The organism is Tepidibacillus infernus, assembly GCF_048898065.1.
In the GTDB taxonomy this organism is placed as follows: domain Bacteria; phylum Bacillota; class Bacilli; order Tepidibacillales; family Tepidibacillaceae; genus Tepidibacillus_B; species Tepidibacillus_B infernus.
The window spans coordinates 97,453-123,812 of record NZ_JBLWFI010000002.1 but is presented as its reverse complement, the minus strand read 5'-3'; the positions used below and the strand labels follow the sequence as shown (position 1 = coordinate 123,812).

Genomic DNA, 26,360 nt, shown 5'->3' with positions numbered 1-26,360 from the left:
AGACTATTCTAGCTAAACAGTTCACTATCAGATAAAGAGAAGAGATTAATTTCCAAAAGGGATCTACAATAGTAAAATAAGATATGTACAGCAACTATACTTTGGGGTATGCCAGGATGCTCAGATACCCAATTCTGCTTCCACTTCCTCGATAGTCATCCATCCTTTTTCTTTTCCAGCCAACTCTCCCTGGACAAGCTGTGACATCAGCTTCAGCGAAGCCTTTAATTTTTCATATTCGTTAATATCGACAATCGTTTCTGAAAATAGTTCAAAATCATATCTGGTCTTAAAAACTTTTTTTACATGAAGCTTTAAATAATTATCCTCTGCAAAATCATTCTCCACTACTTTCTTAACTGTTTATATAGTTCGCCAATTAACCGTATGATCAAATAAGCTAGAATAAAAAAGGATTTAAAAGCAATATATATACCAATTAAAATTATAAACGTATACATAATTATTTTAAATAGATGATATAACCTTTTTAATACGCCCATTGGTGTTATTTTCAAATTGTTTATCTTCTCTGTTTCCCCTAGTTCTACATATATTTTCTTTAGCTCGGATCTTAACTTTAAATTTAAAGGTTGAATTTTTAATTTTAATTCAAATTTATCAGCGATATGTCTAAGATAGTTTTTGGCTTCCATATTAGAAGAATTTATTTTCAAATTACTTAAGAACAGTTTTTTAGCCTTATGCCACCATCTGAGTTTAAAATATAATTTAGCTAGAAGCATACTTACTTCTAAATCGTTAGATCTACGAGATAGAATATACTTACATAGCTTAATAGCTTGAAAGGTTTTATTATAGTTATACAGTATTTCTGCTTGATAGAAATACACTTCCATATCATCGGGATTGATCCGAATTGCATCTCGAAATACTGCAGCTGCCTTTCTCTTCTTTTTTATACCTAAATAATATTCTCCCTTCATACAAAGTAATTCAGGATCCTTAGGAAAGATTTCATAGGCAAGTGATATGTAGTGCTCAGCACTTTTATAATTTTTTTCAAGGAGTGCCATGAATGCATTTTCTCTATAATTTAAATATTCTTCATAATCAATTTGCTGATTCTCTTTAAAATAGGAATAGCGGAGCCCTCTATCTTGACTTATCTGTTTAAAAAGATAGTCAATAAATGTTTCCGGATATCCATCATAGAGATCATTTTCCAGCTCGATCCAATTAAAATTTCTATTGAAAAGTTGCCATATATTTTTGGGGAAATGGTGGTGATCCATTAAAAACACTAACATTTCCCTGTTTAAAAATTGTCTATGGTTAAGATCCCACATTCCCTCATCATTCAGAAGTTCTTTCCAATTCTCTTCCTGAATGCGAGAGAAGAAATCATGATATAAAGCTTCTACTTTTTGCATAAAAGCATGAACAGCCTGTTCATGCTTAGGGTTTTCATCAATAAAATCATCAAAAAGATCAACAGTAATAGGATTACTAAAAATATTTTCTGGGATATTTTTTTCTGTTATCAAACCGGTATTTTCGGTATCTATTGTTTTATGAAGTTTAAAATTCTCTGCATACTGTAAAGCACGATCATAAGCTTCTCTCAACTTTTGAAACCCTTGTGGATTATCCTCAGGATGATATATTTTTAATTTTTTTGCATATGCTTTTTTTATTACAGAAATTTCATCAGTAGGATTAATTTCTAAAATACCCCAAAAATTCATTAATAATCAAGCCACCCATCCATTTGTTCAAACTTATCTTTAATCTCTTTAGCCATTTTCTTAATTTCTCTCTCATTTTGACGAGAAAGAACATTTTCAAACTTTTGCAGTAATTCACCTATATACTCACGTTTTTCACCCAAGGATTCTTCATATAGGCGTTCCCCTTTAGCAAGAAGTAGCCTGTTTTCCATTTTGTCCCTAGGATGGATTTTAATATCTTTCAAAAGGTTTAATCTCTCTTCTATTTCTTCCTTCGACATACTTCCTGGACTTTTTTCAATTACAACCCGATTCTTCATTCCATTACTGATAACAGTTACCTCAACTTCTAATATTCCATTTATATCATAGGTGTAACGAACATCAATCATTTCTTTTCCTGCCTCAGCAGGCGGAACTTTAATATCTAATTCTCCTAATTTAATATTGCCTTCTACACGACGACTTTCTCCTTGATAGATTTCAACACGTATTGATGTCTGATTATCTTTTATTGTGAAAAGACGTTCTACCCGGCTTACAGGAATCGGTGTGTTACGCTCTATAATCGGTAAAAAATATCCAGGCTCGAACTTATCTCTTTCTATTTCTTTTACAATCTCTACTCCAAGTGTATATGGGCAAACATCAGTTAATATAATCTCATTTAATGCTTCATTTCTCTCTTTTAAGGCAGCTTGAATCGCAGCTCCCAAAGCAACTGCTTCATCTGGATTGATATTAGAATAGGGTAGCTTCCCAAACATTCTGCTCACTGCTAACTTAATTACCGACATTCGGGTTGCTCCACCAATAAGGATTACTGCGTCTAGTTCCTTCGGTGTAAGTGAGGCATCTCTTAATGCACGCTCAATAGGATGACGTATTCTTAATAAAAGTTGGCTTGCTAGTTTTTCAAAATCAGCTCGACTTATCGTTTTTTCATAAGTTTTTTCTTCCAGAGTTAGACTCATTTTTCCAACGTTATCCTTACTAAGATCACGTTTGCAAAGTTCCGCCTGTTTATAAAGAGCTGACCGTGCCTTTTCATTTAGGAACTGAACATCAATTTTCTCACTATCTATAAAATAAGAGACAAGAAGATTGGTAAAATCTTCTCCGCCAAGAAAATTATCCCCGGATATTGATTTTACCTCCATTACCCCTTCAAACATTTCTAAAATAGAAACATCAAAGGTTCCACCACCTAAATCAAAGACAATAAATTTGGTTTCTGATTCTTCTTGGTGAAGTCCATAAGATATAGCTGCTGCAGTAGGCTCACTAATCAAACGCTCCACCTTTAATCCAGCAAGCTCTGCCGATCTTTTTGTTGCTTTTCTTTGTGCATCATTAAAATATGCGGGAACACTAATAACCGCTTCCTGTACTTCATGTCCCAAAAAAGCTTCAGCATCTGCTTTTAGAGATTTTAGTATAAATGAGGATAGTTCTTCTGGTGAAAAAGTATAATTGCCTAAATTAAATCGTTTTTCGGTTCCCATATATCTTTTAAAATTAGAAACCGTTAAATGTGGATGAGTAATTAGACGTTCTTTGGCAATTTCCCCTATAAGTATTTCATTATTTTCATCAATGCTGACTACTGATGGTGTGAGATTAGAACCAAGTACATTTGGTATAATGACTGGGCCATTGTCACTCCAATAAGATACAAGGCTGTTTGTTGTTCCCAAATCAATACCTATTGTTGTCATTATAATTTCTTCTCCCCCTTCCGCTTCCGGCGACCAAGGGGCGTATGCCCCGATGCGTGAACATAGTGTTAGCTGAAGTTCTTGTGTTGTTTATTGTTTCATTTTCAATAAAATACAGAAAAATAATTGCAGATTTAAGATTGTCAATACCAGTTGCTGATTTTTCCACAATATTAAACTCGAAGTTGAAGTACTCCTCATCTTCTGTAAAGTTCAAAAGTAACTCTAGTTCACCTTCATCATCTGCTAGACTTGTTCTACCTTTACCAAGATAGCCTTAAGAATTGAGGTTTTTCCTGACTCATTTATACCTATAATAGGTTTCAAGCTATTACTTATTGGTACTTCTAATACCTTGTAGTTTAAATTCTATAAAGAATGATAAAACCCTATTTATTTCTAAATGTTTTTTGTTATTTTTCTTAATGTTTTTTCTATTTCTCCCCATGAAAAAAAAACAAGCCTTTATTAATTTAAAATAAAGTCTTGCTTTTAAGCAATACATCCGACTCCACATGTGAACACACCGGAGCCGGTAAAGTGGTCATAGTAAGTTTGCCCCTGGCCATCAGCAATGTACATGGTAGTTGCAAAACCTTGTATTAAGTGAACGCCATTTTGCATCGACCCTATCTCATCAATCCACTCCTGATCAGAATCATGTCTCAAGAAGGAACAGGTAAATAAAGCAGCCCACTCCATATCTAAGTCACCCCAGCGTACTTCTGTTCTCGCTAAATTAGCAGAGGATGCACTTTCGGTAGAGTGTCCAAAAATGTTCATACCAATTAAAGTTCCAATTCCAATTTTTATTTGTCTCCAGATCATTCGCTGGTTGTTCAGCATTCTCTTGGGTGTAGGTCAAATTTCCATACTGGCAGCCGTTTGTATTGTAAGCTCCTTGCCAATCCGATCCAACTTCTTCTGACATTTTTCTTCTCCCATTACCAAATGATCCTATTTTACTTTTTAACAATAACCTCTGTCCGCCGGTCGATTTTATATTCAAATTCTACCTTTATCTCGCCGTTAGCCGGTACATTAACAGAGAATTCAATAAGCCCTGATGTTTTCTTTGAATACTCATGTGTTGAAGAAACTATTTCCCATATACCCCAGACATAATGTTCAAAATGTACTTCTGCAACTTCTTCCTTATGGTTCTTAATAATGCACTCATATTTGTAGTGCTCAAATCCATTTATTTTCTTCCTATCAACTTCTGTAAAATCAAAGGTAATATCAAATGCATTCCCAATAGTGAGCTTAATATCTTCATCCTTAGGGGTGTGCCCTATACTGTCCTCACCAATAAATTCAAGGGAATTGTCGGCTTCATCAGCTTTATACAGCTTAATTTCCCCCTTTGGCATGGCGTAACCCAAGCCACACTCTTTCTTATTTGTAAACTCAATAATTACATTTGCCTTTTCTTCATTCATATTGAGCTTGTAGTACTTTTTATATGGTATATTTAGACCATTTAAAATATTGATTTGCTTGGTCTGATTATCTTTCAGTGTTGTGGGGTTTAGTAATGTATACATGTGATAATCAAAGAAAGCTTTTTCCTCCGCCTGAGGTGCTATAGAGGACTCAAAAATATACATTCGATCTTCCATATCATAGCTATCATCATCTTGAATTCTATTGACATCTCCGGCAATAAGTTTTATTTTTGCGTTTTCAAATGTTGTACCACTTTGATTTTCAATTTCTGCCCATCCAGCAATGTTTAAAGTTTTTTCTAAAATCTCTATGACATAGTTTGCATTCCAATTGAAGCCCTTACTAAGATAGGAAACCTTCACATCTTCAGATGTCGACTTCCCAATCTTCCATACAAGAGCAGGCTTTACTATAAGTCCTGATGGTAGGGACGGAAGAACAATCTCCGCCTGAGCATCAATATATATTTCCTTTGTATCATTATCTTCTAATACACACCTTCCAGCGCCTTCAACCGATAAAAGACGGCAGCTTTTCTTTTCACCGGTCTTCCGGTCCTTTAAATATACTTCCTTATCAATATACTTTTTAAGGAGCTTATCCCTATCAACCAAGTCATAATCATAATTGAACTCCAATATATTCAGACCTTCCACCAGGAGAGAATCCGTTTCAATCTGCTGTGCAACATCGGCAAAAATCACTTCTGTTTCGCTTCCCGATAGATTTACCCTACGTATTTCTTTTACAGCACCGAATCCGCCATTATAAACAGTCACTGAAACTTCTTTAGTGTCAGTCGCATTTGATAATTTTTTCATAATGATACTACACCTCCCTATAATAAATTAAATTGTATCAAACAATATGTACAATAAAACGGACAGTGTTTTAACTATTTATATTGCTCTAAAATCTCCTGAATAATGTGCTTATATTTTTCAATAACACTCTCCGGTGATAATATCTTCACTTTATTTCCAAACTGTGCTAACCAAGCAAAAAAGGTTGAACTAAGTGCAATATTTATCCTCACTGAAAAACTATTTTCATCAACTTTGTCTAACGTAACATCCTTTCCAAAACGGTCTATAACAGCATTAACAAGTGAATTATCAAATTTTAATTTTACCGTCTCTTCTTCTCCACCGAACATATTAAATACTTTTTTTGAATAGTCAGCAATGTTAAATTGCTCATTGTCCGGTAGCACCGCTCTTGGCTGATCTACAATTTCGATATTTGACATTCTGTCAACTCGATAATGGGTGAAATCATTATATTTTTCTGAGAAGGTAATAAGATAATAATTTTCATCATCCCAGGATAAAGCGTAAGGACTTACAAAATAAAGTTCTCCATTCTTTCGATATTTCTTTTCTTTTTTGATATCGTAGTCAAAATACTTGAAAGATACCTGCTTATTTTCTGCTATTGCCATGTGAAGCCTGTCCACATTATAATAAATGTTTTCATTTATAGCCTTAACTCTGTTTGCCACATAAACTTGGCGATGAAGTAATGCAGCTTGATTTGAGCTTGCCAGGCTCTCGATCTTTTTTATAAGGTCATTACTCTTTTTATATGTAATAAATTTCGAACATTGAACAGCATCAACCAATAGTTTCAATTCCGGTAATTCAAAAGGACGGTTTGCCACAAAATAATCCGTAGTTTTTGTTTTCCGAGTAGCAATATCTATTCCGTAATGACGTAAGACCTCTATATCGTCGTAAATTGATTTTCGCTCAGCAGTAATGCCATAGCGTCCAAGTTCTGCTATCATGTCATTTATTGTCATTGTATTTTTCTCATCAGTTTTTTCAAGAAGCATTTTCATTAAGTATAGAATTTTCAACTTCTGGTTAGAGCTTTTTGCCATAAGTGCACCCCTATAATTGCAACATTATTCCAAATAATTACACCTCCAATGATACCATAATATCACTAGAGGTGTCCGATAAAACGGATTGTGTTTTTATATTACTGTTGCTATAACCGTCTATTACATATTTATTGCTCTTTATCAATTCACCTTTTTCAAACGCAGAAAATTTACCTTCGTCATAAAGCGGGATGCTAAAGTGTTCAAAAACAGTTTCAGGATATTTTTGAGGATTTACTGCTTTAGTACTAATATAGGCGATATCTCCAAAACTCCCAACTTTCCATCCCTTAGGTATCAGCCCCAGTTCGCTTTCCTCAAAGTCCACAAACCAGGACTTAAAAATTGCCTGCGCCATTTCTTCAAGGGTCTTGTTGATTTGGTTGTTGAGCTTCATGTCGTCAATAGCCGATAGTGTGGCGGCGATTGCCTTTTGCTCAGGAAGTGGAGGAAGATTTACGTTCAACTCTGCTACTTGACTAAAAGTAATTTGTGGAAACGTTCCAAAGCGTGCTTCTGCGACTTGTTGTAAAGTGTCTAGCACCTCATTTGACGTTAGATACAAATAAAGGAATTTATTATCGATTTTTTCTTGGCTTGGCCAGGCATATCCGCAACAGGCGAATATTTATTAAGCAAAATTGAGCCGTCATAAACATCAGATGTATTTAGAAATATCAACTCTGACTATTCAAAAGAATGTGTATTTGACACACTTTCGCATACATCACCAAGTTTAACCTCTCTCCACTTACTAAAACTCACACCCCATTACCTCCAACACTTCCCTTTTTTCCCTTTAAGCTTCTTTGCAGTCTTATCTATGCTCTCTAAAAAGTGCTTTTCAACCTCTGAAAGCTCATTTTTGGTCCGTTCCGTATACTTCTCATACTCTTCTATTGCCTTTTGAGTAGCCTGTTGGTGGCTGATTTTGCCTACGTGCGTAAGAATCTCACTGTCGCTCATCTTAAGGAACTCGTCTAATTTACTTACCCAGTCGGCCATGTACATGGGTTTTCTGCGGATTGCCTGAAGCAGTATGCCCATGGGCCGCCCAGTGCATTTTGTTCTGGACAGTCTGAAAAAACTGCTGCGAAATGACAGCGTCAGGAGAATAGTCAATACTGGTTGCATAGATATCTAAAACCTTCCGGTAAAATACCTTTTCTGAGGAGCGGATATCCCGGATACGCTCCAATAATTCCTCAAAGTAATTGCCGCCGCCCGCTTTTTTCAGCAAGTCATCATTCATAGTAAAGCCTTTGATGATATATTCCTTAAGTCTTTGGGTTGCCCAGATCCTGAACTGAGTGCCTCGTGGGACTTAACCCGGTAGCCAACAGAAATTATGACATCCAAGTTATAAAATTTCGTCTTATATTTCTTACCGTCGGCAGCAGTTGTCAAGTATTCCTTGACAACTGAAAGCTCATTGAGTTCGCCTTCCTTGAAAACATTATTGATATGCAGACTAACATTCTGTTTGCTGGTCTGAAACAACATCGATTTTGGTTTGGCCATCTTCTGTTTGATAGAATAAGATTTCAGAGTTATTATCAAAACTCATACCCAATCGCCCCCAGTCTTTTACGGATTTCCTCCTCCAGAGACTTGCGCTTTGCAAACATCGCGGCAAGCTCACCGATAAGCCTTGTCATCTTTTCATCAAAAGGCTCCCCGTCATCGACCCGTTCTTCAATGCCCACGTACCTGCCGGGGGTGAGAATATATTCATGGGAGCGCACTTCATCCAAAGTGGCAGATTTGCAGAATCCTTTGATATCCTTGTAACCTTCTCCCTTTTTCCATTTGTGGTATATATCGGTGATATATTTTATCTCTGTCTCATAATCAAGTTCCCTGTGCTTGCGGTCAACCATCGTACCCATCTTGCGGGCATCAATAAAGCGGATTTCATTGCTGCGATCCCGGCCTGCGTATTTTTTATTCTTTGTTAAGAACCACAGGCAGGCGGGAATGGTTACATTGGCCGCTACCCCGTTTGGCAAGAGCTTGGAAATAATATGCTGTATCCAGGCATAGTTGGCGTTTCCCGCAGGGGGCATACCATACTTCCAACAGACATCATCGGAAAGCTAATATTGACACAGTTTACATTTTTGGAATATCGATTTTATTTATTCCATTCGCATGCTTCAAACATAAAAACCCCGACTTCCCGTATAAGGAAATCAGGGTTTTGCTTTCAAAAAGATATTATTGAAACACTACTACTTAAAAATTTATAGGACCAACTACAGGATGCGGAACATAAGGTTCTTCCAAATAGGCAATTTCTTCAGTTGTTAACTTCACTGAAAGAGCAGCAACCGCATCTTCAAGATGGGAAATTTTCGTAGCACCAATAATAGGAGCTGTTACTGGTTCTTTCTGTAGCAACCAGGCGAGTGCGATTTGGGCTCTTGGTACACCATGTTTTTTGGCGATTTCCGCAACCCGTTCTACAACAATACGGTCGGTATTTTCAGTGGCACCGTATTTAGATTTTTGAACTTGATCCGTTTCAGAACGGAGGGTGGTTTCCGACCAATCACGGGTCAATTTTCCAGATGCAAGCGGGCTATATGGAATCACACCAATTTTTTCTTCCTTACATAGTGGTAGCATCTCTCGTTCCTCTTCACGGTAAATGAGGTTAAGATGATTTTGCATCGATACAAACCGAGTCCAGCCATTTTTCTCAGCCACATGCAACGCCTTCAAAAACTGCCATGCATACATCGCAGAAGCACCGATGTATCTTGCCTTGCCAGCCTTTACTACATCATGGAGTGCTTCCATTGTTTCTTCAATCGGAGTATTATAATCCCAGCGATGAATCTGATACAGATCCACATAATCTGTTCCGAGACGTTTAAGACTCTTATCAATTTCGCTCATGATATGCTTTCGAGAAAGACCTTTACCGTTTGGACCTTCATGCATTGGAAAATAAACCTTGGTCGCAATGACAATTTCATCCCGATTAGCAAAATCCTTTAAAGCTCGTCCAACTATTTCCTCGCTTGTCCCGTCGGAATACACATTCGCAGTATCAAAAAAATTGATACCTAATTCAAGAGCTTTTTTAATAACAGGACGACTGCTCTCCTCATCAATTACCCATGGATGAATCCAACGTTCCGCTACTCCAAAACCCATACACCCAATGCAAAGTCTAGATACATCTAATCCCGTATTACCAAGTTTCGTATATTCCACTTGAATAGTCCTCACTTTCCTATAGATTTAAGATTTTTATTAATCCGTTCCTTAGCAAGTTTTGCTGGATCCCCTGGTTCTTTACCGTAGAACGAAACGTACCTATTGTGCATTGTTGCACCTGCTCTTCATTTGTTATAAGCGCGTCATAAAACACACTGCTCGCATTCCTTCTCATCAGTAATCTGATAAACTCCAAAGCCCAAAATAGGCATCACGACACCATTGTTCAAAATTACATTTTACATAATAACCTCCATTCCGCCGCTAGCGCTGGCGGCACAAATAGTAATGAAAAATGGTGTGCGGCTTTCACCACTTTGCTATGATTAACTTAAGGAGAAGATATACTACAAAGCACGGCGAGGTGAGTCGTAGATTACTTCTCAGTTCAAAACAGTATAATAACCAGTGTAAGAATCATCTTTCAAGCACAAATAAGTGGTTCTATAAGACCGCACGCTAATCATTGTTTTAGCTCTTTGTTAAATGTGTGATGGTTCAGTCAATGTCTTCTTCCTCCAATTATGAAAGGAGGCTGTGCCATGAAAGTTGTTTATCCTATCTGTTGCGGTGTCGATGTGCATAAGACTTTTCTCGTCGCCACAATTATTACTTCACAGGGGATTACCCCTCATTATTCAAAAAAGAGATTTTCTACTTTTAACAATTCCATTCTTCAATTCAAGCAGTGGCTGATTGATAACAACTGCTATGATATGTGCATGGAATCGACCGGGAAATATTGGGTTCCTGTCTACAATCTTTTGGAAGATACCATCCGTATGACTGTTGCTAACCCCAAATGGGTGAAGGCTGTAAAAGGAAATAAGGATGATAAAAAAGATTCTAAGTGGATTGCTGACCTTTTCCGCCTTGGTTTAGTACCAGGAAGCTATATCCCTAATAAACCAGTCCGTATTCTTCGTGAATACACTCGCTACCGTTCTAAACTTGTTTCTTGTAGAAGCAGTGAAAAGAACCGTTTTCAAAACGCTTTCACAGTCTGTAATGTAGCCCTTGATGCTGTCGTTTCCGACATGTTTGGCAAATCTGCCACTTCCATCACGGACTATCTGATTTCCTCTGATACCTTTGACCCGGAATACTGTACTTCTCTTCTTCATAAATCTTTGAAAAAAAAAGCAGATAACGTGGTTGAATCTATTGAAGGATACCAAATGACTCAGGAACAAAAAGAACGTATGATCATGGTTCGTTCTCACCTCGACTTCGTAACCAATTCGATTGCTGAACTGGACGAAAAACTGGATAAGTTGGTCGAACCTTATGAAAGTGCCATTAACCTTTTATGTACCATTCCCGGAGTTAATAGAGCATCTGCAATCACCATTATCTCCGAGATTGGTACAGATATGTCTCAATTTGCCAACTCCAAGCGTTTGTGCTGCTGGGCGGGACTAACACCTGGCAATAATGAATCTGCTGGTAAGAAGAAATCTGTCCGTATTACACGTGCCGGTGTATACCTCAAACCTGCATTGGTACAAGTTGCCCATGCAGCCGTGAAATCGGATAAGTCTCCTTACTACAAAATCAAGTACGAACGCATTTCTAAAAGGAGAGGCAAAAAAAGAGCCATAATCGCTATTGCAAGGATGATACTCACCGCCATATACAATATGTTTGTTACTGGCGAAGTGTGGAATCCAAGCGACTTGTATAAAATTGATATGCCACAAGAAATGCAGGACAAGCAGAAAGAGAAAGCTATTAATCAGGCAATAAAACTCCTAATTGCCCAAGGTATAATAAAGGCTTCTGACATTTCTGTAGCTTAAAACCAAAGCTTGATTTTTTTTAGGTCTTTAAAGACCTTAGTTTGCTGCGCCCTTTTTTACCAAATTTAAGCTTATTTTTCACGCTAAATCCTCCTTTGATTTTGCGTGCCAATACATTTTGGTGCCCATATAATTAATTCTCCGATCTCTTTAGTTCTTTTTCTTTTTCAACTACTATCTGTTCATATACTGCAATTTTATAATTCAGGCGTTCCAGTGTTTTCTGCATATCTTCCATTCTTGCAATTAACTGCTTACGCTGCTCGGTCAAAAGTTCTTTTCTGGCCTCAATGGTCGCATCACCCTGTTGAAACAGCTCAACATAATCAATCAATACTTCAATCGGAAGACCTGCATTCCGCATACATATGATAAACTCGACCCACTTACAGTCTTCTTCAGTATAATCCCTGATTCCGCTTTTATTACGGTTCACACGAGGAATCAGTCCGATGCGTTCATAATAGCGGAGTGTATCCTGTGAAACATTAAATTTTTCACTCACTTCTGTAATAGTCATATGGTTTCATCTCCTGATATCCGATATCATAACACTTGGAGTTAACTCCAAGTCAAGTCCTTTGAAAAAAAGAAGATCTTACTCACTTTCCAGTTTAACTTCATTGACCTATAAGAAAAGCTGAATGACAAATCACCTTGCGAATCATCCAGCTTTTTGTTTAAAATACTCTTCATCCGTTACGGGTTCCAGACATTCAGCATCCCCTTTTTGAGGATTAGTGTTTATTCCGACATGCACAAACCAACTATCTGGCGTAGCACCATGCCAAATTATGACATAAAACTACAGTGCTCTCTCAAGAATCTTTTGGCTTATATCCAATGTAAGATCCTGAGTTTCAGAAAGCGCTGTCATTCCATGAGCCTTTAGATTTTCAACAATAACCGGTATTTGATCTGCTCCAACGCCATATTGGGACAGACGAGTCTTCACACCCAAGCTTTCAAAGAATTCTCTGCTTTTCTGGATTGCCAAGTCTATCTTTTCCTCTTCGCTGCCACTCTCTATATGCCATACACGTTCTGCGTATTGCAGAAGTTTAGCCCGTTTTTTATCCCGTCTTATCTTCAGTAGTGCTGGCAATACAATGGCTAAAGTCTGTCCATGATCTATACCAAATAACGCGGTAAGTTCATGTCCGATCATATGAACCGACCAATCCTGTGGAACACCGACACCGACTAGACCTTGCAATGCAAGTGTAGCACACCACATATGGTTTGCACGCGCATCATAATTTTCCGATTCATTAACTGTAGTTTCACCTATTTCAATCAATGTTTGTAATATTCCCTCAGCTATTCTATCCTGCACCTTGGCATCAACAGGATATGTAATATATTGCTCAGTTACATGCACAAACGCGTCAATCACTCCATTTGCAACCTGAATCCTTGGAAGCGTAAAAGTAATGGTCGGATCTAATATTGAAAACTTAGGAAAAACTAGTGGGCTCATAACTGGAAATTTTCCATGTTCATAGCTTATAACAGCTCCGCTGTTTGCTTCAGAACCAGTAGCAGGTAATGTAAGAACTGTTCCAATTGGAACTACTTCACCTACTATCTCAGAAGTAACAGGAGTAAAGCCGTACTTCAGCAGATCACGAGAATCTCCTTTGTAAGAAGAAGCAAGTGCTATGAATTTAGTTCCGTCAATAACAGACCCTCCGCCAACTGCAAGCAGAAAATCAATATTTTTATCCCGCACAATTTCTACGGCCCTTACTAATGTTTCGTAACGAGGATTCGGCTCAATACCGCCGAATTCATAAACTTTCCTGTTTCCAAGTACAGTTTTAACCTTGTCGATAAGGCCACTCTTTTTAGCACTTCCACCTCCATAGGTTATTAAAACAGTAGCATCGGCTGGAATATGATTGTTTAGTTCCTCTAATCTACTTTTACCAAAAATAATATGTGTTGGATTGTAAAAATCAAAATTTAGCATAATAACCTCCATTCCGCCGCTAGCGCTGGCGGCACAAATAGTAATGAAAAATGGTGTGCGGCTTTCACCACTTTGCTATGATTAACTTAAGGAGAAGATATACTACAAAGCACGGCGAGGTGAGTCGTAGATTACTTCTCAGTTCAAAACAGTATAATAACCAGTGTAAGAATCATCTTTCAAGCACAAATAAGTGGTTCTATAAGACCGCACGCTAATCATTGTTTTAGCTCTTTGTTAAATGTGTGATGGTTCAGTCAATGTCTTCTTCCTCCAATTATGAAAGGAGGCTGTGCCATGAAAGTTGTTTATCCTATCTGTTGCGGTGTCGATGTGCATAAGACTTTTCTCGTCGCCACAATTATTACTTCACAGGGGATTACCCCTCATTATTCAAAAAAGAGATTTTCTACTTTTAACAATTCCATTCTTCAATTCAAGCAGTGGCTGATTGATAACAACTGCTATGATATGTGCATGGAATCGACCGGGAAATATTGGGTTCCTGTCTACAATCTTTTGGAAGATACCATCCGTATGACTGTTGCTAACCCCAAATGGGTGAAGGCTGTAAAAGGAAATAAGGATGATAAAAAAGATTCTAAGTGGATTGCTGACCTTTTCCGCCTTGGTTTAGTACCAGGAAGCTATATCCCTAATAAACCAGTCCGTATTCTTCGTGAATACACTCGCTACCGTTCTAAACTTGTTTCTTGTAGAAGCAGTGAAAAGAACCGTTTTCAAAACGCTTTCACAGTCTGTAATGTAGCCCTTGATGCTGTCGTTTCCGACATGTTTGGCAAATCTGCCACTTCCATCACGGACTATCTGATTTCCTCTGATACCTTTGACCCGGAATACTGTACTTCTCTTCTTCATAAATCTTTGAAAAAAAAAGCAGATAACGTGGTTGAATCTATTGAAGGATACCAAATGACTCAGGAACAAAAAGAACGTATGATCATGGTTCGTTCTCACCTCGACTTCGTAACCAATTCGATTGCTGAACTGGACGAAAAACTGGATAAGTTGGTCGAACCTTATGAAAGTGCCATTAACCTTTTATGTACCATTCCCGGAGTTAATAGAGCATCTGCAATCACCATTATCTCCGAGATTGGTACAGATATGTCTCAATTTGCCAACTCCAAGCGTTTGTGCTGCTGGGCGGGACTAACACCTGGCAATAATGAATCTGCTGGTAAGAAGAAATCTGTCCGTATTACACGTGCCGGTGTATACCTCAAACCTGCATTGGTACAAGTTGCCCATGCAGCCGTGAAATCGGATAAGTCTCCTTACTACAAAATCAAGTACGAACGCATTTCTAAAAGGAGAGGCAAAAAAAGAGCCATAATCGCTATTGCAAGGATGATACTCACCGCCATATACAATATGTTTGTTACTGGCGAAGTGTGGAATCCAAGCGACTTGTATAAAATTGATATGCCACAAGAAATGCAGGACAAGCAGAAAGAGAAAGCTATTAATCAGGCAATAAAACTCCTAATTGCCCAAGGTATAATAAAGGCTTCTGACATTTCTGTAGCTTAAAACCAAAGCTTGATTTTTTTTAGGTCTTTAAAGACCTTAGTTTGCTGCGCCCTTTTTTACCAAATTTAAGCTTATTTTTCACGCTAAACCTCCTTAATATTTTTGTAGTATTAGTTTAATACTTGGAGTTAACTCCAAGTCAAACACTTTTAACAAAAAGGAGTACAATTTTATTTAACTGCACTCCTTGCTTAAAAATAGTTAATAAGTTCGCAATATTCTACTATCATGCAATAACAAATTATTGTATGATGCATCTGCTGTTTATACTATGGAATGATTTTTGTTATCTGTATATCTGAGCCTGATGGGGCCTTGGCGGCAGGGTATTGTTTGCGTATTATTTTCATCTGCCTCATACCAATAAAGTTTTAAAAAGTCTCCCAGGATATTTGAGACTCCTGCGTCAGAATATTTCAATCCATCTTCACCGTGCTGCTGAAATGGAAAATATGTGGCTTTTGATATCGAAAACTATCTGCAGCTGCCGTAATCGGCCAAGCTATTAAACATGCTATATTTTTATATAGAAAATCCGTTGGCCGACGATTGGTTAAAAAAGGTTTGTATATTCCATCGCGCTCCGTCATCCGTGCCCTTCTATGAAGAAAGATTACGGAGAGAAGGGCACTTCTGAAGGCACACAAAATGTACAAGTCGTGCTACACAGCTAAAGCTGCTAGTCACGCTATGTCGCAGCTTATGGAATATACAAACCCTTAAATGACCAATGGAAGAAAGTTATACTTTCTTAATCTTTTAAAAACAACATTTGTTCCAACTTGTCTTAGTACCATTTATGTTTTTCCAGAACATTTACCGTTTTCGTAAGTAGATGCTTTAATGCAAATAGATACATTCCTTTACCTATTAACGAATCAACGTTCACCTTGTTCATATCTTTAACAACCGTTACTTTGAGGTGTCCTCATATATTGAGCGCCAATAAAGCGGGCGAGCTTTTTTGATTCAGCTTCATCCAAGCTATGACCTTTTAATAGATTTTTCTATGATTCTAATAAGGGATTCTGGAATCAGGTACAAGTAAACTGTAAACAAAGATACTATTACCGTCTTTGCTCCAGTTTTAAGATAAAATTGTGGTATATAATGATTGTTATGAGTAGTCTGATTTGACAAAATAACACCACCAAACCTATTTTTACACAAACTCAGCTATTCCACTGTTCAAGGACCAGGGGACACGAAATCCATGATGCAAATTCGAAAGCAATATCCTGATGTGCGCCATAAATATATCATACCAAACACACGTTCTATCTGCAATATGAAAACTAAACCTCACAAATAAACCCTTACAAATAATAAAACCGTGACAAGCAGCCACGGTTTTATTAACTCTTCAATTAACCCTCGATAATTCATCATAAAGCATTGAAATTTCTGAGTCTTATTCCTTATAAGATACTGTCCTAACCCTTTATTTGCAAGACTTTATGGCCTTTCAAGCAGACAAACCGTCTCTGAATGCTTTGAGTGTACAAAAATAATGTCGCCGCTTCTATTGTATTTCTTTCTGATTCCTTTTTAGAAAGAATATCAACTATTTTTATTCTCATGCAAACATCCTCAAGGCTTTCTGCCGGATCTAAGTCGATATAATAGTTGATCAAATAAAATTTTATATTCTATATTTCTTCATCCTCATGCAAATCACCGAATAGGATACGCGTATAATTCCGTCTACCGTATAAGATTCTTGACACGAAAACAATTCCATCTTCGTACCTGTAAAATATCAAGTAATTGTCACAAACAAGGAAACGGTAATCTATTTGTATATCTAGGACGGAAGATAGTGGCGCACCTATTCCAGAATACTCTGTCAACCCACGTATCTTTTTGGTGATTTTAGAAACAAGATTTATAGCTGCCTGTGGATTGCCAAGTTCTTTAGAAATATAGTCTTTAATTTGTGCTAAATCATCTTTAGCTTCAGGTGAAATTTTCAACTTATACATCCTCAATCCCCAGTTCTGCTTCCACTTCCTCTATTGTCATCCATCCTTTCTCTTTCCCGGCCAGTTCTCCTTGGGCAAGCTGTGACATCAGCTTTAGTGAAGCCTTTAATTTCTCATATTCAGTAATATCAATAATAGCAAATTTTCCTCTGCCATTTTTTGTTAAAAACACTGGCTCACCTATGGCAATGTCCCGCAGGATTTCGTTGTAATTTCTTAAATCTGATATGGGTTTAATGTTTGGCATTTATAACCGCCTCCTTCTTTGCTATTATTATATACATTTTATTCGTAAAATACTACATCAAATTTATCACAATATTAAATGCAGCCCTATTACCTTGACGATATATTTTTTTATGTACTCAAGGGTTAACCAAGAATAGCAAAATATTAAAGTCCACCAAACCCTCCATTCATCAGCCTTTCACCCGTTCAATTTTTACGCAACATTCTGTATGCCTTGAGTGCATAGTATAGATGTCTGGGGACATTTTTTGAACCTTAGGTTCGTGGGAACATATCAATTAAAAAAACCGAGGTATAAGGGAACATATCAATATCAATAATAGCTCGACTTCCTCTCGACACTTAATACATATATAGTTCTTATTTATAAAGAATATTTTCAAAAAACTCTACTGCATATCGTCTTTTGATTATGTCATGATGCTTCTGATTATAATAATTACACAAGCAACTATAGCACGCTGAGTCACCATTACTGTCTTCACCACAATGACATTGTTTTACAATTTCAAGCGATTTCATTAACATGTTCTTAAGTTGGGCTTCATCAGCTTCACCAATTCTTCTGACATGCCCAGCTCCTCCGGGTACTGTATCAAACAGTATAAAATTGGTTTCCCAAACTCCACTTTCTAGTCTATTGTAATGAAGCGTACCTGAAATATCATTGCGCTCTATACCAAGGTATTGGCTAACACCTTCAAGTAATGCATATACAACTGACAATGCCTTCTCTTTTTCCAAATAACAACTCAACGATATATAAGCTACGTCAGTTTTAAATTTGTGCCCTAATGTTCTTCTATAGAGTTTCTTATTTATGCATGCCCTGCCGTATGGGTTGTTATGATAATCTTTATCAATGATAAAGCTTTCTTCTTTATGCTTTTCATCAACTTTGGCATACCCGCAAGAATCACATACAAAGAAATTTGATGTGTTGATCACAACCAATTCGTCATTTGATGTCGATTTAATCTTTATTATATGGTTGTTGATCCTTAATTCCTTGTTTTCATTTTCAACAGTTTCCTTTTTATCCCCAATATAGTATATTTCCCCTCTGTAAGTGCGTTCAGGTTTCTTCGTTGTAGATTTATTAATCTGTGGGCTGATAATAAAGCCATACTCAGGAATAATGAAGGTATTATCCTTGTAGACTACTTCACCGCATATTTCACATTTACCTATAAACTTATTTTCATCTTCAGAAATATGCCGCTTAATATTCAAGTGCCCACACTGCTTGTTTGAGCAAACGCCAAAATCAAACAAATCCCATATCTTGTTATGCCCTGTTGGTCGCTTAATAAATTGACTTTTATAGATATCTCCGTCAGCAATAACCTCTGATCCCGGTGCATACTCGGATATAGCAATCATTAAATCTCTCTGCAACCTCAGTTTTGATGACTTCCCAAAACTATTGCTTAGTGCATTTTTATCAAATGACGTAACTAATTCAACAGTATCAACCGGGAACCCATACTTGGGTATGATATTTTTCTTAGATAAAAACGCAAGTATATCCTCACTTTTTATTTTTTCAGTATAATCATCAATTTTCTTAATATAATCTCCAACTGAACCACCTTGAACAGCTTTTTCAAGCGCTTCTTTTCGGAGTTCAGCAAGTTCTTTCAATTCAGTTATATATTGACTATGAACTTTTTCTAAGATTCCATCTTCTGAGATCAGTTCTTTTAACCAGTTTGTTATCTTGCATCTAAGCTCGACTGGCACAAATTCATATATATAATCTCGAACCTTTCCAGGCAGTTCCTTGATGTAACTTAGTAAGGCTTCGTAATTTCCGGCATTAAAGAATGTGCCCACATCTTTATATGCCCCTGAATAAGCCCTCCAATATGCGGCAATAATTGCAGCATTCATATGACGTTTTACGATCTTTTCGTTTTCTATTTTAAACTTAGGCGGATATATTTTCCCCTTAATCATTTTCACAGGCGCATTGAAATAAGTCAGATCATGAGAAGACAATCTGCAAAATGTAAGAGAATATGCAACAGAATCTTTTCTTCGTCCTGCACGTCCTGCTCTCTGAGCATAGTTGGCAGGTGTAGGTGGCATGTTTTTCATGAACACTGTTTCCAATTCTCCAACATCAACCCCCATTTCAAATGTCGTGGAACAGCTCAATACGTTGATATCTTTTTTAACAAACATTTCTTGATATTTTTTAGCAGTATCCGGACTTAATTGAGCAGTATGTTCTTTTACTTTCATCGGGAAAATATCAAGTTCTAAATACTGTTTTCTGTAATGATTGTTAGCAAAATCCACTTCGAAATCGCATTCTTTTAGTTTCCCATCACAGCGATTTGCAGGACATACATTCCCAATATTGTTGGCAGTTAATTTTCCACACTTGTTGCAAATATACCACTTAATCTCATGTGAATATGAAGTTCTAATTTTAAATCTAGATATGTCCATAACATATTGATCAGGCGCTTTTGCTATTAATCCACCTCTTGAGATAAATACGCCATCCCATATCTTTTCAAGGTATTTATTTATCTCTTCTTTGTCGTCTGTTTTCAATGTTTTTTTAATATAATCAAACCTGACATTAGCATTGTTTGATGAAATCCATGATTTCCTATAGCTTTTCTTGTTATCATCTTTGCTCAAAAACTTTGACATTGTTGATTCAATGCCTTTGTAAATGTAATACTCTTTATCCGCTTTAAGCATGTCCTTAGTATACGGAAAATCAAACATGCAATCCCTCTTGAAGCTGTTTGCCAATACCTTTTGCAGCGTAGTAGCATCATTTCCTTTAAATGCTCCAATTTGCGGTAGCGCTGCAGCCTGATAATCAAACAGGATCAATCCAATGTTCTCTAAGCTGTTTCTATCATTGCTCGAGATTTCATATAAAATTGTCTTCCACGCCTCCTTAAGTGATGAGTCAGGTTCAACAATTTGATGCTGCTCTAGAAGACCCGCTAATTTCTTAGCAGCTGCATTAATCTCTATTCCATCTGTCGATGAGTATTCTCGGATTTCTTTTAATGCTTCAATGAACAATCTCCTTCTAAGAATGTTGTTATATGTGAAATCAAAATAACTAGCAAAATAGGCTGCTTCTTGCCTGCTATCAGAGAAAACAAGTAGTTGCTTTTCAACCCTTTTAGTAAGTATATCCTTAACAGACAAACTACCACTTTCACCAAAGAAATCACTATCAATCTCATGAACTGTTTCTAGCACCTCTACAGCCTGTGCAGGAATTTCTTCATATAGACTAGATCCGATAACGCTTGCTGCAGCTTCCTGGCCTAAATAAAAACCTCTTAGAACTGTTCCTTGTGTATTTATCAGTCCACATGCTGCACATTTATTTAACACTTTGTTTTTAGGTACCAGTTCGATTACTTTCACCATATGCTCTTTACCGCAATCGCATATGCATCCATTAACAATATTTGATTTTACAATCTTCCCGCATTTGCCACAAAGGTTGAATACGTTTTTTTCCTCTTCATCTTCGATGGTATCTTCATCAATGAACAATTCATCATTTTCATTATTAACAAGCATATAGAAATCATTGATGCCTTTATTCTCGTATTCCTTTTTCTGAACCAAATACGAATCCTCAATTTTAGCTTCCAGATAAATATGCCCACAATACTGGCACACTGATATTTTATAACTCTTAAATTCTTTTCCCCCTATGTACGCTTTATCTCTCGGTGTGATTGATAATTCCTTATTTGCACCTAAAACAACATAAGCCCCTTCAAGTGCCCGTATAAACATATGGTATCTGGCATCAAGAAGCATGATATTTTTCTTTTCAGCTTTTCTAGCAATAGAAACAAAAGCCACCACGTCCATTTCGTTGACTTTCATCTCTTCAGATATTTTCTTTATAGTGACCGGTTCATTCTTCAGAATTTCTCTCATTCTGTAATAAAAGCGATCCTGAACCAAGAAGTCATATAACAACTCTTGAACGTTATCTGCCACACTGGTAAAAGTACTATCATAGGAATGGATCAGTGTCCTTATTTCATTTATGGACACGCTTTTATCAATTAGTTGATTAATCTTGTAATAAATGTCACTCGGATATTCTTTTGCATCATTTGAATTGAAGTCCGAAAATCTAAAAGCCCTTACAATGCTCTTCTCATCAAAAGCTACGCCAGTGCAGAGTCTTGAGGCAAAATCACATATTTCTTTATTGTCTTTCTCGTCTCCAAGTGTGGCACTTGTAAGAATAAATTGGATGTCTTCTCGAGTGGCCAATGTATTTTTCAGTCTTCTGAGCAACATTGATACTTCTATACCTGTTGCTCCGGTATAAGTATGTGCTTCATCTAGTACAATGAATTTCCACTCATTGGAGTTCTCTCCGTGAAAAAAAACATTATCTGCTGGTCTGAGCAGTAAATACTCCAACATAGCATAGTTCGTAATTAAGATATGAGGTGGTCTTTCCTTCATTTGATTTCTTGATATTCTTTCATTCGTCAGCGGTTTTTGCCCGCTATTTAAAGACATATATTTTGACAAAGCATCTTTATCTGCTTTCTCTGTTTCACCAGTGTATGACCCAAAAGTAATGCTTGGATAATTAGCAAGCACCTCTCTCATTCTTTTCATTTGATCATTAGCAAGGGCATTCATCGGATAAATAATCAATGTTCTTACACCATCGTTTAATACACCACGTTCCTTCTGTTTCATTAAATAATTTATCACAGGCAAAAGGAAAGACTCCGTCTTACCTGAACCTGTACCTGTTGTGACAATAAGATTTCGACCTTCTTTTATTTTTCGAATGGACAATTCTTGATGCTTATATAATGACCTTGTCAACAGATTCCTTTTGTCACGATAGAGCTCGACAAATTCTCTGCTCAATACCCCTTCATCAATCAACTGGTTTACGCTTCTTCCAAATTCAAAGGAATCCGAGAAATCTAAATAGGGACCTTTGGCAAAAAAATCTTTTTTCTGAAGATAACTTCTAAATTGCTTCATGTATTCTTTGTCATCAATATAGAATGTTGTTTCAATATACCTAAGGTATTTCTCAATGATGTTTTCTGATGCAATCAATGGATTTAAGCCCATATTTGCCACCTCACTTTACAATTTCTAATTCTACTGCATCGATCAATTTATACCGTTCTGCGTTTTTCTCTACTTCTCGAGGATTGACATACTTGGTTTTAACATCATAAATCAGTCCATCCCCATCTTTGTCAACTATTTCAAACGTCAGCTTGTCCATTCCAATATAAATCGGTTTAAAAAGAAATGGATTTAAATCTGTAAAATACCATTCCCTTTCTTTTTTCGTATACCTGTCCCGAATAAAATACATTCCAGTTGCCTGGTAAAAGCCTCTTCTTTTCGAGAACTTTATGTCTTTCAGATAGAAATTGGACAGCTCATATTTATCTTCATCGCTGATACAAAACGTCCCTTTGAGCAGTTTATTCTTAGTATATACAATAATCGGATCACCTACGATGAAGGTTTCATGAACCAATACGTTCTTTTCTGTATCCCCTCCAAAGAAATCATCCTCTACCAATTGATAAATAACAATTTCATGTTCGCTGTAGTAAAGTTCAATATTTCGATCCATAAGCTGTTCATTATCATGTATTGTATAATGCTTTATTACTTTATTGGTTGGTGAATAGATGACATCAACATGAAGGTCCCCTCTCCCGATGTATTTCCATTGTGCATATAACCCTTGTATCAAGTCATTTCTGTCATAGTAGGATGCAGAAAAATCTTTTATTAACGGCTTAAAGTGAATTTCCGTTATTCGTTCTTCTTCCCCATTTATCAAAACACCCAGCGTTATAGGCTCCTGATTTCTAATTTGGAAAAGATGCTCGATTGAGTATCTATATTCATCCCCAATTTTTTTTCCTTGAATTTTCTCACATGATGTTCCGGTAATGATATAGAGCTGTGATGAAAGGTGGTTAGGATACTTAATATACAGTTTTTTTTCATCTACATCTTCCCACCATATATTATCACATCTGGCTGACGCCGAACACAAACTGCCTAATCTCCATCTTAAAACCGGCACGTCTATTTGCATCTGATAGATACTAGCATTGAACTCAAACTTAATTTTAAAGCAATCATTTAATTTAAGATTCACTTTAAGAGGTATTATAGTATCATAAAACTCAATATCCTCAGCTTCTAATTTAATTATTTCGGCCTCTTTTTCTTTATAATAATAATTTTGTTTAAATTCATACTGCAATGACTTGAGAATAAAAATGTTCTCTTCAATATAAATTCTATTACTGCCTTTTTCTCGTATAACAAACTGTGCCGGATTGTTCTCCATAATTACTCGTTCATCTAAACTAATAACTCCCAGTTCGTCACCGCTACCATCAGAAATCAATTTCATTTCAAATTCAGCAATATCACCTAAAGTGAAATTCTTATTGTTAATCGTAATGATATAATCATTGATCCCTTTTTTATAAGGAACCCTCAATCGTATTTCCGGAATGTTTGAATAAACATCAAAGCATTTTTTAAAAGCATCTTTAATAATCACACCGTAATACTTGCTCTTGGTACAAATCTCATTTCTTATTGCTGCGACATCAGTTGACAGGACTTTATCGCTGATTAATAATAGGGATTCTTCATTTAGAAATACGGTCGATATCCTATAATTGGCCATATATGAAACGTCAATCTGAGCATCATCCGACAGCACTTCGCATTCAGCATAAGTAATGACTTTAACCGTATCATCAGTTAATTGTTTAGGTCGAATTTCATTCCCATCAAGGTCAAAGATAATGAACTCTCTAAATAACGCATCTCCTGATGTATAAATAACTTCATGCCCGCTAACTAGACGGAATGACAGCTCAGAATAAAAGGCAGGTAAGCAAACCACTACTTGCTCTGACTTAAAGAATAAACGGCTTTTGGTTAGTAACACCTTTTCTCTGTGAATCACAGAATTAGTATTAAGAACCTCTAAGAAAATGTCATTTTCAATATAATCTGAATCAATAATTTGCTTTGGTATTTGTAAATACAATTTTCCTTGTTCGTAGTAATATTGAGCTTTTTGGAATTTCTTAACTCGCTCAGCACCATGTTTTCTATTTGACGACTTGCAAAATCTCTCTTTTACTATGTAACTATAATGTTCAAAGTACGTGTCAAAGCGATCATTCTCTAGGTACTCAATAAAATCACCATAGTTTGATTGGTTTATATAATAGAGTAGCCTTTCAATAATCGGTGCTACTACACTTGCAGCCTTTACAAAGGCAATTCTAAATGCCTTTGGTAACTGTTGATTAGCAATTGTCATTTTGGATCCTTGAACAATCAGGCTTATATCATCATCTTCAAGATATTTTGAAAATAATCGATGCATATACTGAATGAGTTCTTCAACCTCTGCATCAATATAATCTTCTTCCAAATCTCTAAAGTATAAATCATGCAGAAACTCAAAAAACTTTGCCATACTTGCATTGGGGAGAATAGCATGAGTAAGAATCGAGGTTACATAGCCTTTGTTCTTATTTCCGACATGAAAATATAAACCATTCTTTTCACAAAACTCTTCGAATGATTTTTTCCCTATTTTCATTGCTTCAGCTTCATCTAAGTCTAACCTTGTCGCAAATTCATTCCAAAACTGTCCATTTTGAAATTCTCGAATCGCGAAAAGAACCAATGAAATAGAAATAATTGCTGATTTTTCATCTCTTAAAACATATGTTTCTTTTTTGATTAAAGCTCCAGTAAAATTAAGTAACTCATAGTATGAATCTTCATTTACATCGATGAGCCCTATTAAAAATTCTGCTTTGTAATTTTTCATTCCATTATTCAGGTTTTCAAGCACCTTATTAATGCAATCAGGTTTTACCATCTACACTCATCCCCATAAATATCTAAAACAAAGTCACAGGATATCCAACTTTAATATATAACTTGTTATTAGGCTGATATATATAATTCTATTATTTATATTTAAAGATCATCTTTTCAGTTTAATAAAATTACCTGGTAATGCTTCAAACATATCCGGATAATGCCCACATCTCGCCCTAATCTGAGTATACTGTGCTTTCTTCCCGTTTTTCTGTAAATACAACCTACGTTCAAATATCTCATCCGCAAGTTTAGATGCATGCATAGTGAAATTTTCAGCCTCTGACAAAACAATCTTCATGGCTTCCTGGAGTGTATAGCTGGCAGTTTCAGTTGGGATTGTATCTGTAACGGTAGGCTGGGAGGCATCGTATTTCAAAATTATATAAACAGGTTTATTATCCTTAAGCAGAACTACCTTCCCATTTTTTTCAACAACTGAGAATACGTTCTCCAAATCAGTCTGTAATGTATCAAATGGAATTAAGGCATCAATTTTTATATCCATTTTTATCCACCTCGTTAAAATTAGTATATCTCTGTATTTTATATTTGTCTATACATTTGTATAAATATTTGTATAAAAATAAGCAGCCAGTAGGGTTATTATTCCTTAACCGGTGGCCATAATGTATTTTACATCTTAATATTAAGATCAATCTCAACACCGGATTTAAACTCCCTAATTTTGCAACACATTTAAACAACTATTAACCCGAAAGCATTGATTTCATTGATGTTTCCGGGGATGATCCGATTGCTTTTTTTAACGAAAAGATTAAACAGATGAACGAACAATACGCTTCTGAACGTTCTTCCATTTCTTTCACTATCCAACGGGACGAGCATATCCCGATCGGTTCAACGAATCGAAAAAATTTCGGTTATGCTGCATTGAGTAAGA

Annotated in this window: 19 protein-coding genes and 2 pseudogenes; 2 read left to right on the top strand and 19 right to left on the bottom strand. The window is 36.4% G+C overall.

Annotation, left to right across the window (positions count from 1 at the left end; translation table 11 throughout):
- Window positions 1-120 precede the first annotated feature (120 nt).
- From TEPIDINF_RS13000 to TEPIDINF_RS12950, 11 genes and pseudogenes are all read right to left on the bottom strand, one after another.
- Window positions 121-348 (bottom strand): hypothetical protein, encoded by a 228-nt coding sequence (locus TEPIDINF_RS13000; RefSeq protein WP_421692256.1) that lies wholly within the window; start codon window positions 346-348, stop codon window positions 121-123.
- Window positions 348-1,709 carry a hypothetical protein gene (locus tag TEPIDINF_RS12995; RefSeq protein WP_421692255.1) on the bottom strand — a complete coding sequence of 454 codons (1,362 nt, stop codon included), beginning with the start codon at window positions 1,707-1,709 and terminating at the stop codon, window positions 348-350. The genes TEPIDINF_RS13000 and TEPIDINF_RS12995 overlap by 1 nt, the downstream gene beginning before the upstream one ends.
- Window positions 1,709-3,409 (bottom strand): molecular chaperone HscC, encoded by a 1,701-nt coding sequence (locus TEPIDINF_RS12990; protein ID WP_421692254.1) that lies wholly within the window; start codon window positions 3,407-3,409, stop codon window positions 1,709-1,711. Before TEPIDINF_RS12990 ends, TEPIDINF_RS12995 begins: the two co-directional genes overlap by 1 nt.
- Before the next feature lie 492 nt (window positions 3,410-3,901).
- Window positions 3,902-4,255 carry a DUF6345 domain-containing protein gene (locus tag TEPIDINF_RS12985; RefSeq protein ID WP_421692253.1) on the bottom strand — a complete coding sequence of 118 codons (354 nt, stop codon included), beginning with the start codon at window positions 4,253-4,255 and terminating at the stop codon, window positions 3,902-3,904.
- Between the two features lie 116 nt (window positions 4,256-4,371).
- Window positions 4,372-5,679, bottom strand: a complete 1,308-nt coding sequence (locus TEPIDINF_RS12980) for a DUF4139 domain-containing protein (RefSeq protein WP_421692252.1) — start codon at window positions 5,677-5,679, stop codon at window positions 4,372-4,374.
- Between the two features lie 74 nt (window positions 5,680-5,753).
- A complete protein-coding gene (locus TEPIDINF_RS12975; RefSeq protein ID WP_421692251.1) occupies window positions 5,754-6,740 on the bottom strand; it encodes a helix-turn-helix transcriptional regulator in 987 nt (328 codons plus the stop codon).
- A 37-nt stretch (window positions 6,741-6,777) separates the two neighbouring features.
- Window positions 6,778-7,329, bottom strand: coding sequence for a restriction endonuclease subunit S (locus tag TEPIDINF_RS12970; RefSeq protein ID WP_421692324.1), 552 nt, complete (start codon window positions 7,327-7,329; stop codon window positions 6,778-6,780).
- A gap of 185 nt (window positions 7,330-7,514) precedes the next feature.
- The gene (rhuM, locus tag TEPIDINF_RS12965; RefSeq protein ID WP_421692250.1) at window positions 7,515-7,748 is read right to left on the bottom strand and encodes a RhuM family protein; all 234 of its coding nucleotides are present in this window, start codon (window positions 7,746-7,748) and stop codon (window positions 7,515-7,517) included.
- A pseudogene (gene rhuM / locus TEPIDINF_RS12960) lies at window positions 7,729-8,246 on the bottom strand (RhuM family protein). The gene rhuM (TEPIDINF_RS12965) and the pseudogene rhuM (TEPIDINF_RS12960) overlap by 20 nt, the downstream one beginning before the upstream one ends.
- A gap of 53 nt (window positions 8,247-8,299) precedes the next feature.
- Window positions 8,300-8,809, bottom strand: coding sequence for an N-6 DNA methylase (locus TEPIDINF_RS12955; RefSeq protein ID WP_421692249.1), 510 nt, complete (start codon window positions 8,807-8,809; stop codon window positions 8,300-8,302).
- A gap of 169 nt (window positions 8,810-8,978) precedes the next feature.
- On the bottom strand, window positions 8,979-9,965 hold the full coding sequence (locus tag TEPIDINF_RS12950) for an aldo/keto reductase (RefSeq protein WP_421692323.1): 987 nt from the start codon (window positions 9,963-9,965) through the stop codon (window positions 8,979-8,981).
- A gap of 545 nt (window positions 9,966-10,510) precedes the next feature.
- On the opposite strand from TEPIDINF_RS12950, the gene TEPIDINF_RS12945 reads away from it, so the two are divergent.
- Window positions 10,511-11,767, top strand: coding sequence for an IS110 family RNA-guided transposase (locus tag TEPIDINF_RS12945; RefSeq protein ID WP_415802040.1), 1,257 nt, complete (start codon window positions 10,511-10,513; stop codon window positions 11,765-11,767).
- Between the two features lie 133 nt (window positions 11,768-11,900).
- Here TEPIDINF_RS12945 and TEPIDINF_RS12940 read toward each other — a convergent pair whose 3' ends face one another.
- From TEPIDINF_RS12940 to TEPIDINF_RS12930, 3 genes and pseudogenes are all read right to left on the bottom strand, one after another.
- A complete protein-coding gene (locus tag TEPIDINF_RS12940; protein ID WP_421692248.1) occupies window positions 11,901-12,287 on the bottom strand; it encodes a MerR family transcriptional regulator in 387 nt (128 codons plus the stop codon).
- 144 nt (window positions 12,288-12,431) lie between these two features.
- Window positions 12,432-12,557 (bottom strand): annotated as a pseudogene (locus TEPIDINF_RS12935) (cupin domain-containing protein); the annotation flags it as partial.
- A 15-nt stretch (window positions 12,558-12,572) separates the two neighbouring features.
- On the bottom strand, window positions 12,573-13,751 hold the full coding sequence (locus TEPIDINF_RS12930) for an iron-containing alcohol dehydrogenase (RefSeq protein ID WP_421692247.1): 1,179 nt from the start codon (window positions 13,749-13,751) through the stop codon (window positions 12,573-12,575).
- 285 nt (window positions 13,752-14,036) lie between these two features.
- Here TEPIDINF_RS12930 and TEPIDINF_RS12925 point away from each other — a divergent pair, with 285 nt between their 5' ends.
- Window positions 14,037-15,293, top strand: a complete 1,257-nt coding sequence (locus TEPIDINF_RS12925) for an IS110 family RNA-guided transposase (protein ID WP_415802040.1) — start codon at window positions 14,037-14,039, stop codon at window positions 15,291-15,293.
- A 1,649-nt stretch (window positions 15,294-16,942) separates the two neighbouring features.
- On the opposite strand, the gene TEPIDINF_RS12920 is transcribed toward TEPIDINF_RS12925, so the two are convergent.
- The 5 genes from TEPIDINF_RS12920 to TEPIDINF_RS12900 form a co-directional block, all read right to left on the bottom strand.
- Window positions 16,943-17,275, bottom strand: coding sequence for a type II toxin-antitoxin system RelE/ParE family toxin (locus TEPIDINF_RS12920; RefSeq protein WP_069798968.1), 333 nt, complete (start codon window positions 17,273-17,275; stop codon window positions 16,943-16,945).
- The gene (locus TEPIDINF_RS12915; protein WP_069798966.1) at window positions 17,268-17,522 is read right to left on the bottom strand and encodes a type II toxin-antitoxin system prevent-host-death family antitoxin; all 255 of its coding nucleotides are present in this window, start codon (window positions 17,520-17,522) and stop codon (window positions 17,268-17,270) included. The genes TEPIDINF_RS12920 and TEPIDINF_RS12915 overlap by 8 nt, the downstream gene beginning before the upstream one ends.
- A gap of 362 nt (window positions 17,523-17,884) precedes the next feature.
- Window positions 17,885-22,636: a DEAD/DEAH box helicase gene (locus TEPIDINF_RS12910; RefSeq protein ID WP_421692246.1), complete on the bottom strand. Its 4,752-nt coding sequence runs from the start codon at window positions 22,634-22,636 to the stop codon at window positions 17,885-17,887.
- A 10-nt stretch (window positions 22,637-22,646) separates the two neighbouring features.
- Window positions 22,647-25,454 carry a hypothetical protein gene (locus tag TEPIDINF_RS12905; protein WP_421692245.1) on the bottom strand — a complete coding sequence of 936 codons (2,808 nt, stop codon included), beginning with the start codon at window positions 25,452-25,454 and terminating at the stop codon, window positions 22,647-22,649.
- 108 nt (window positions 25,455-25,562) lie between these two features.
- Complete coding sequence (locus TEPIDINF_RS12900) at window positions 25,563-25,964, bottom strand: hypothetical protein (protein ID WP_421692244.1); 402 nt, start codon at window positions 25,962-25,964, stop codon at window positions 25,563-25,565.
- Window positions 25,965-26,360 lie beyond the last annotated feature (396 nt).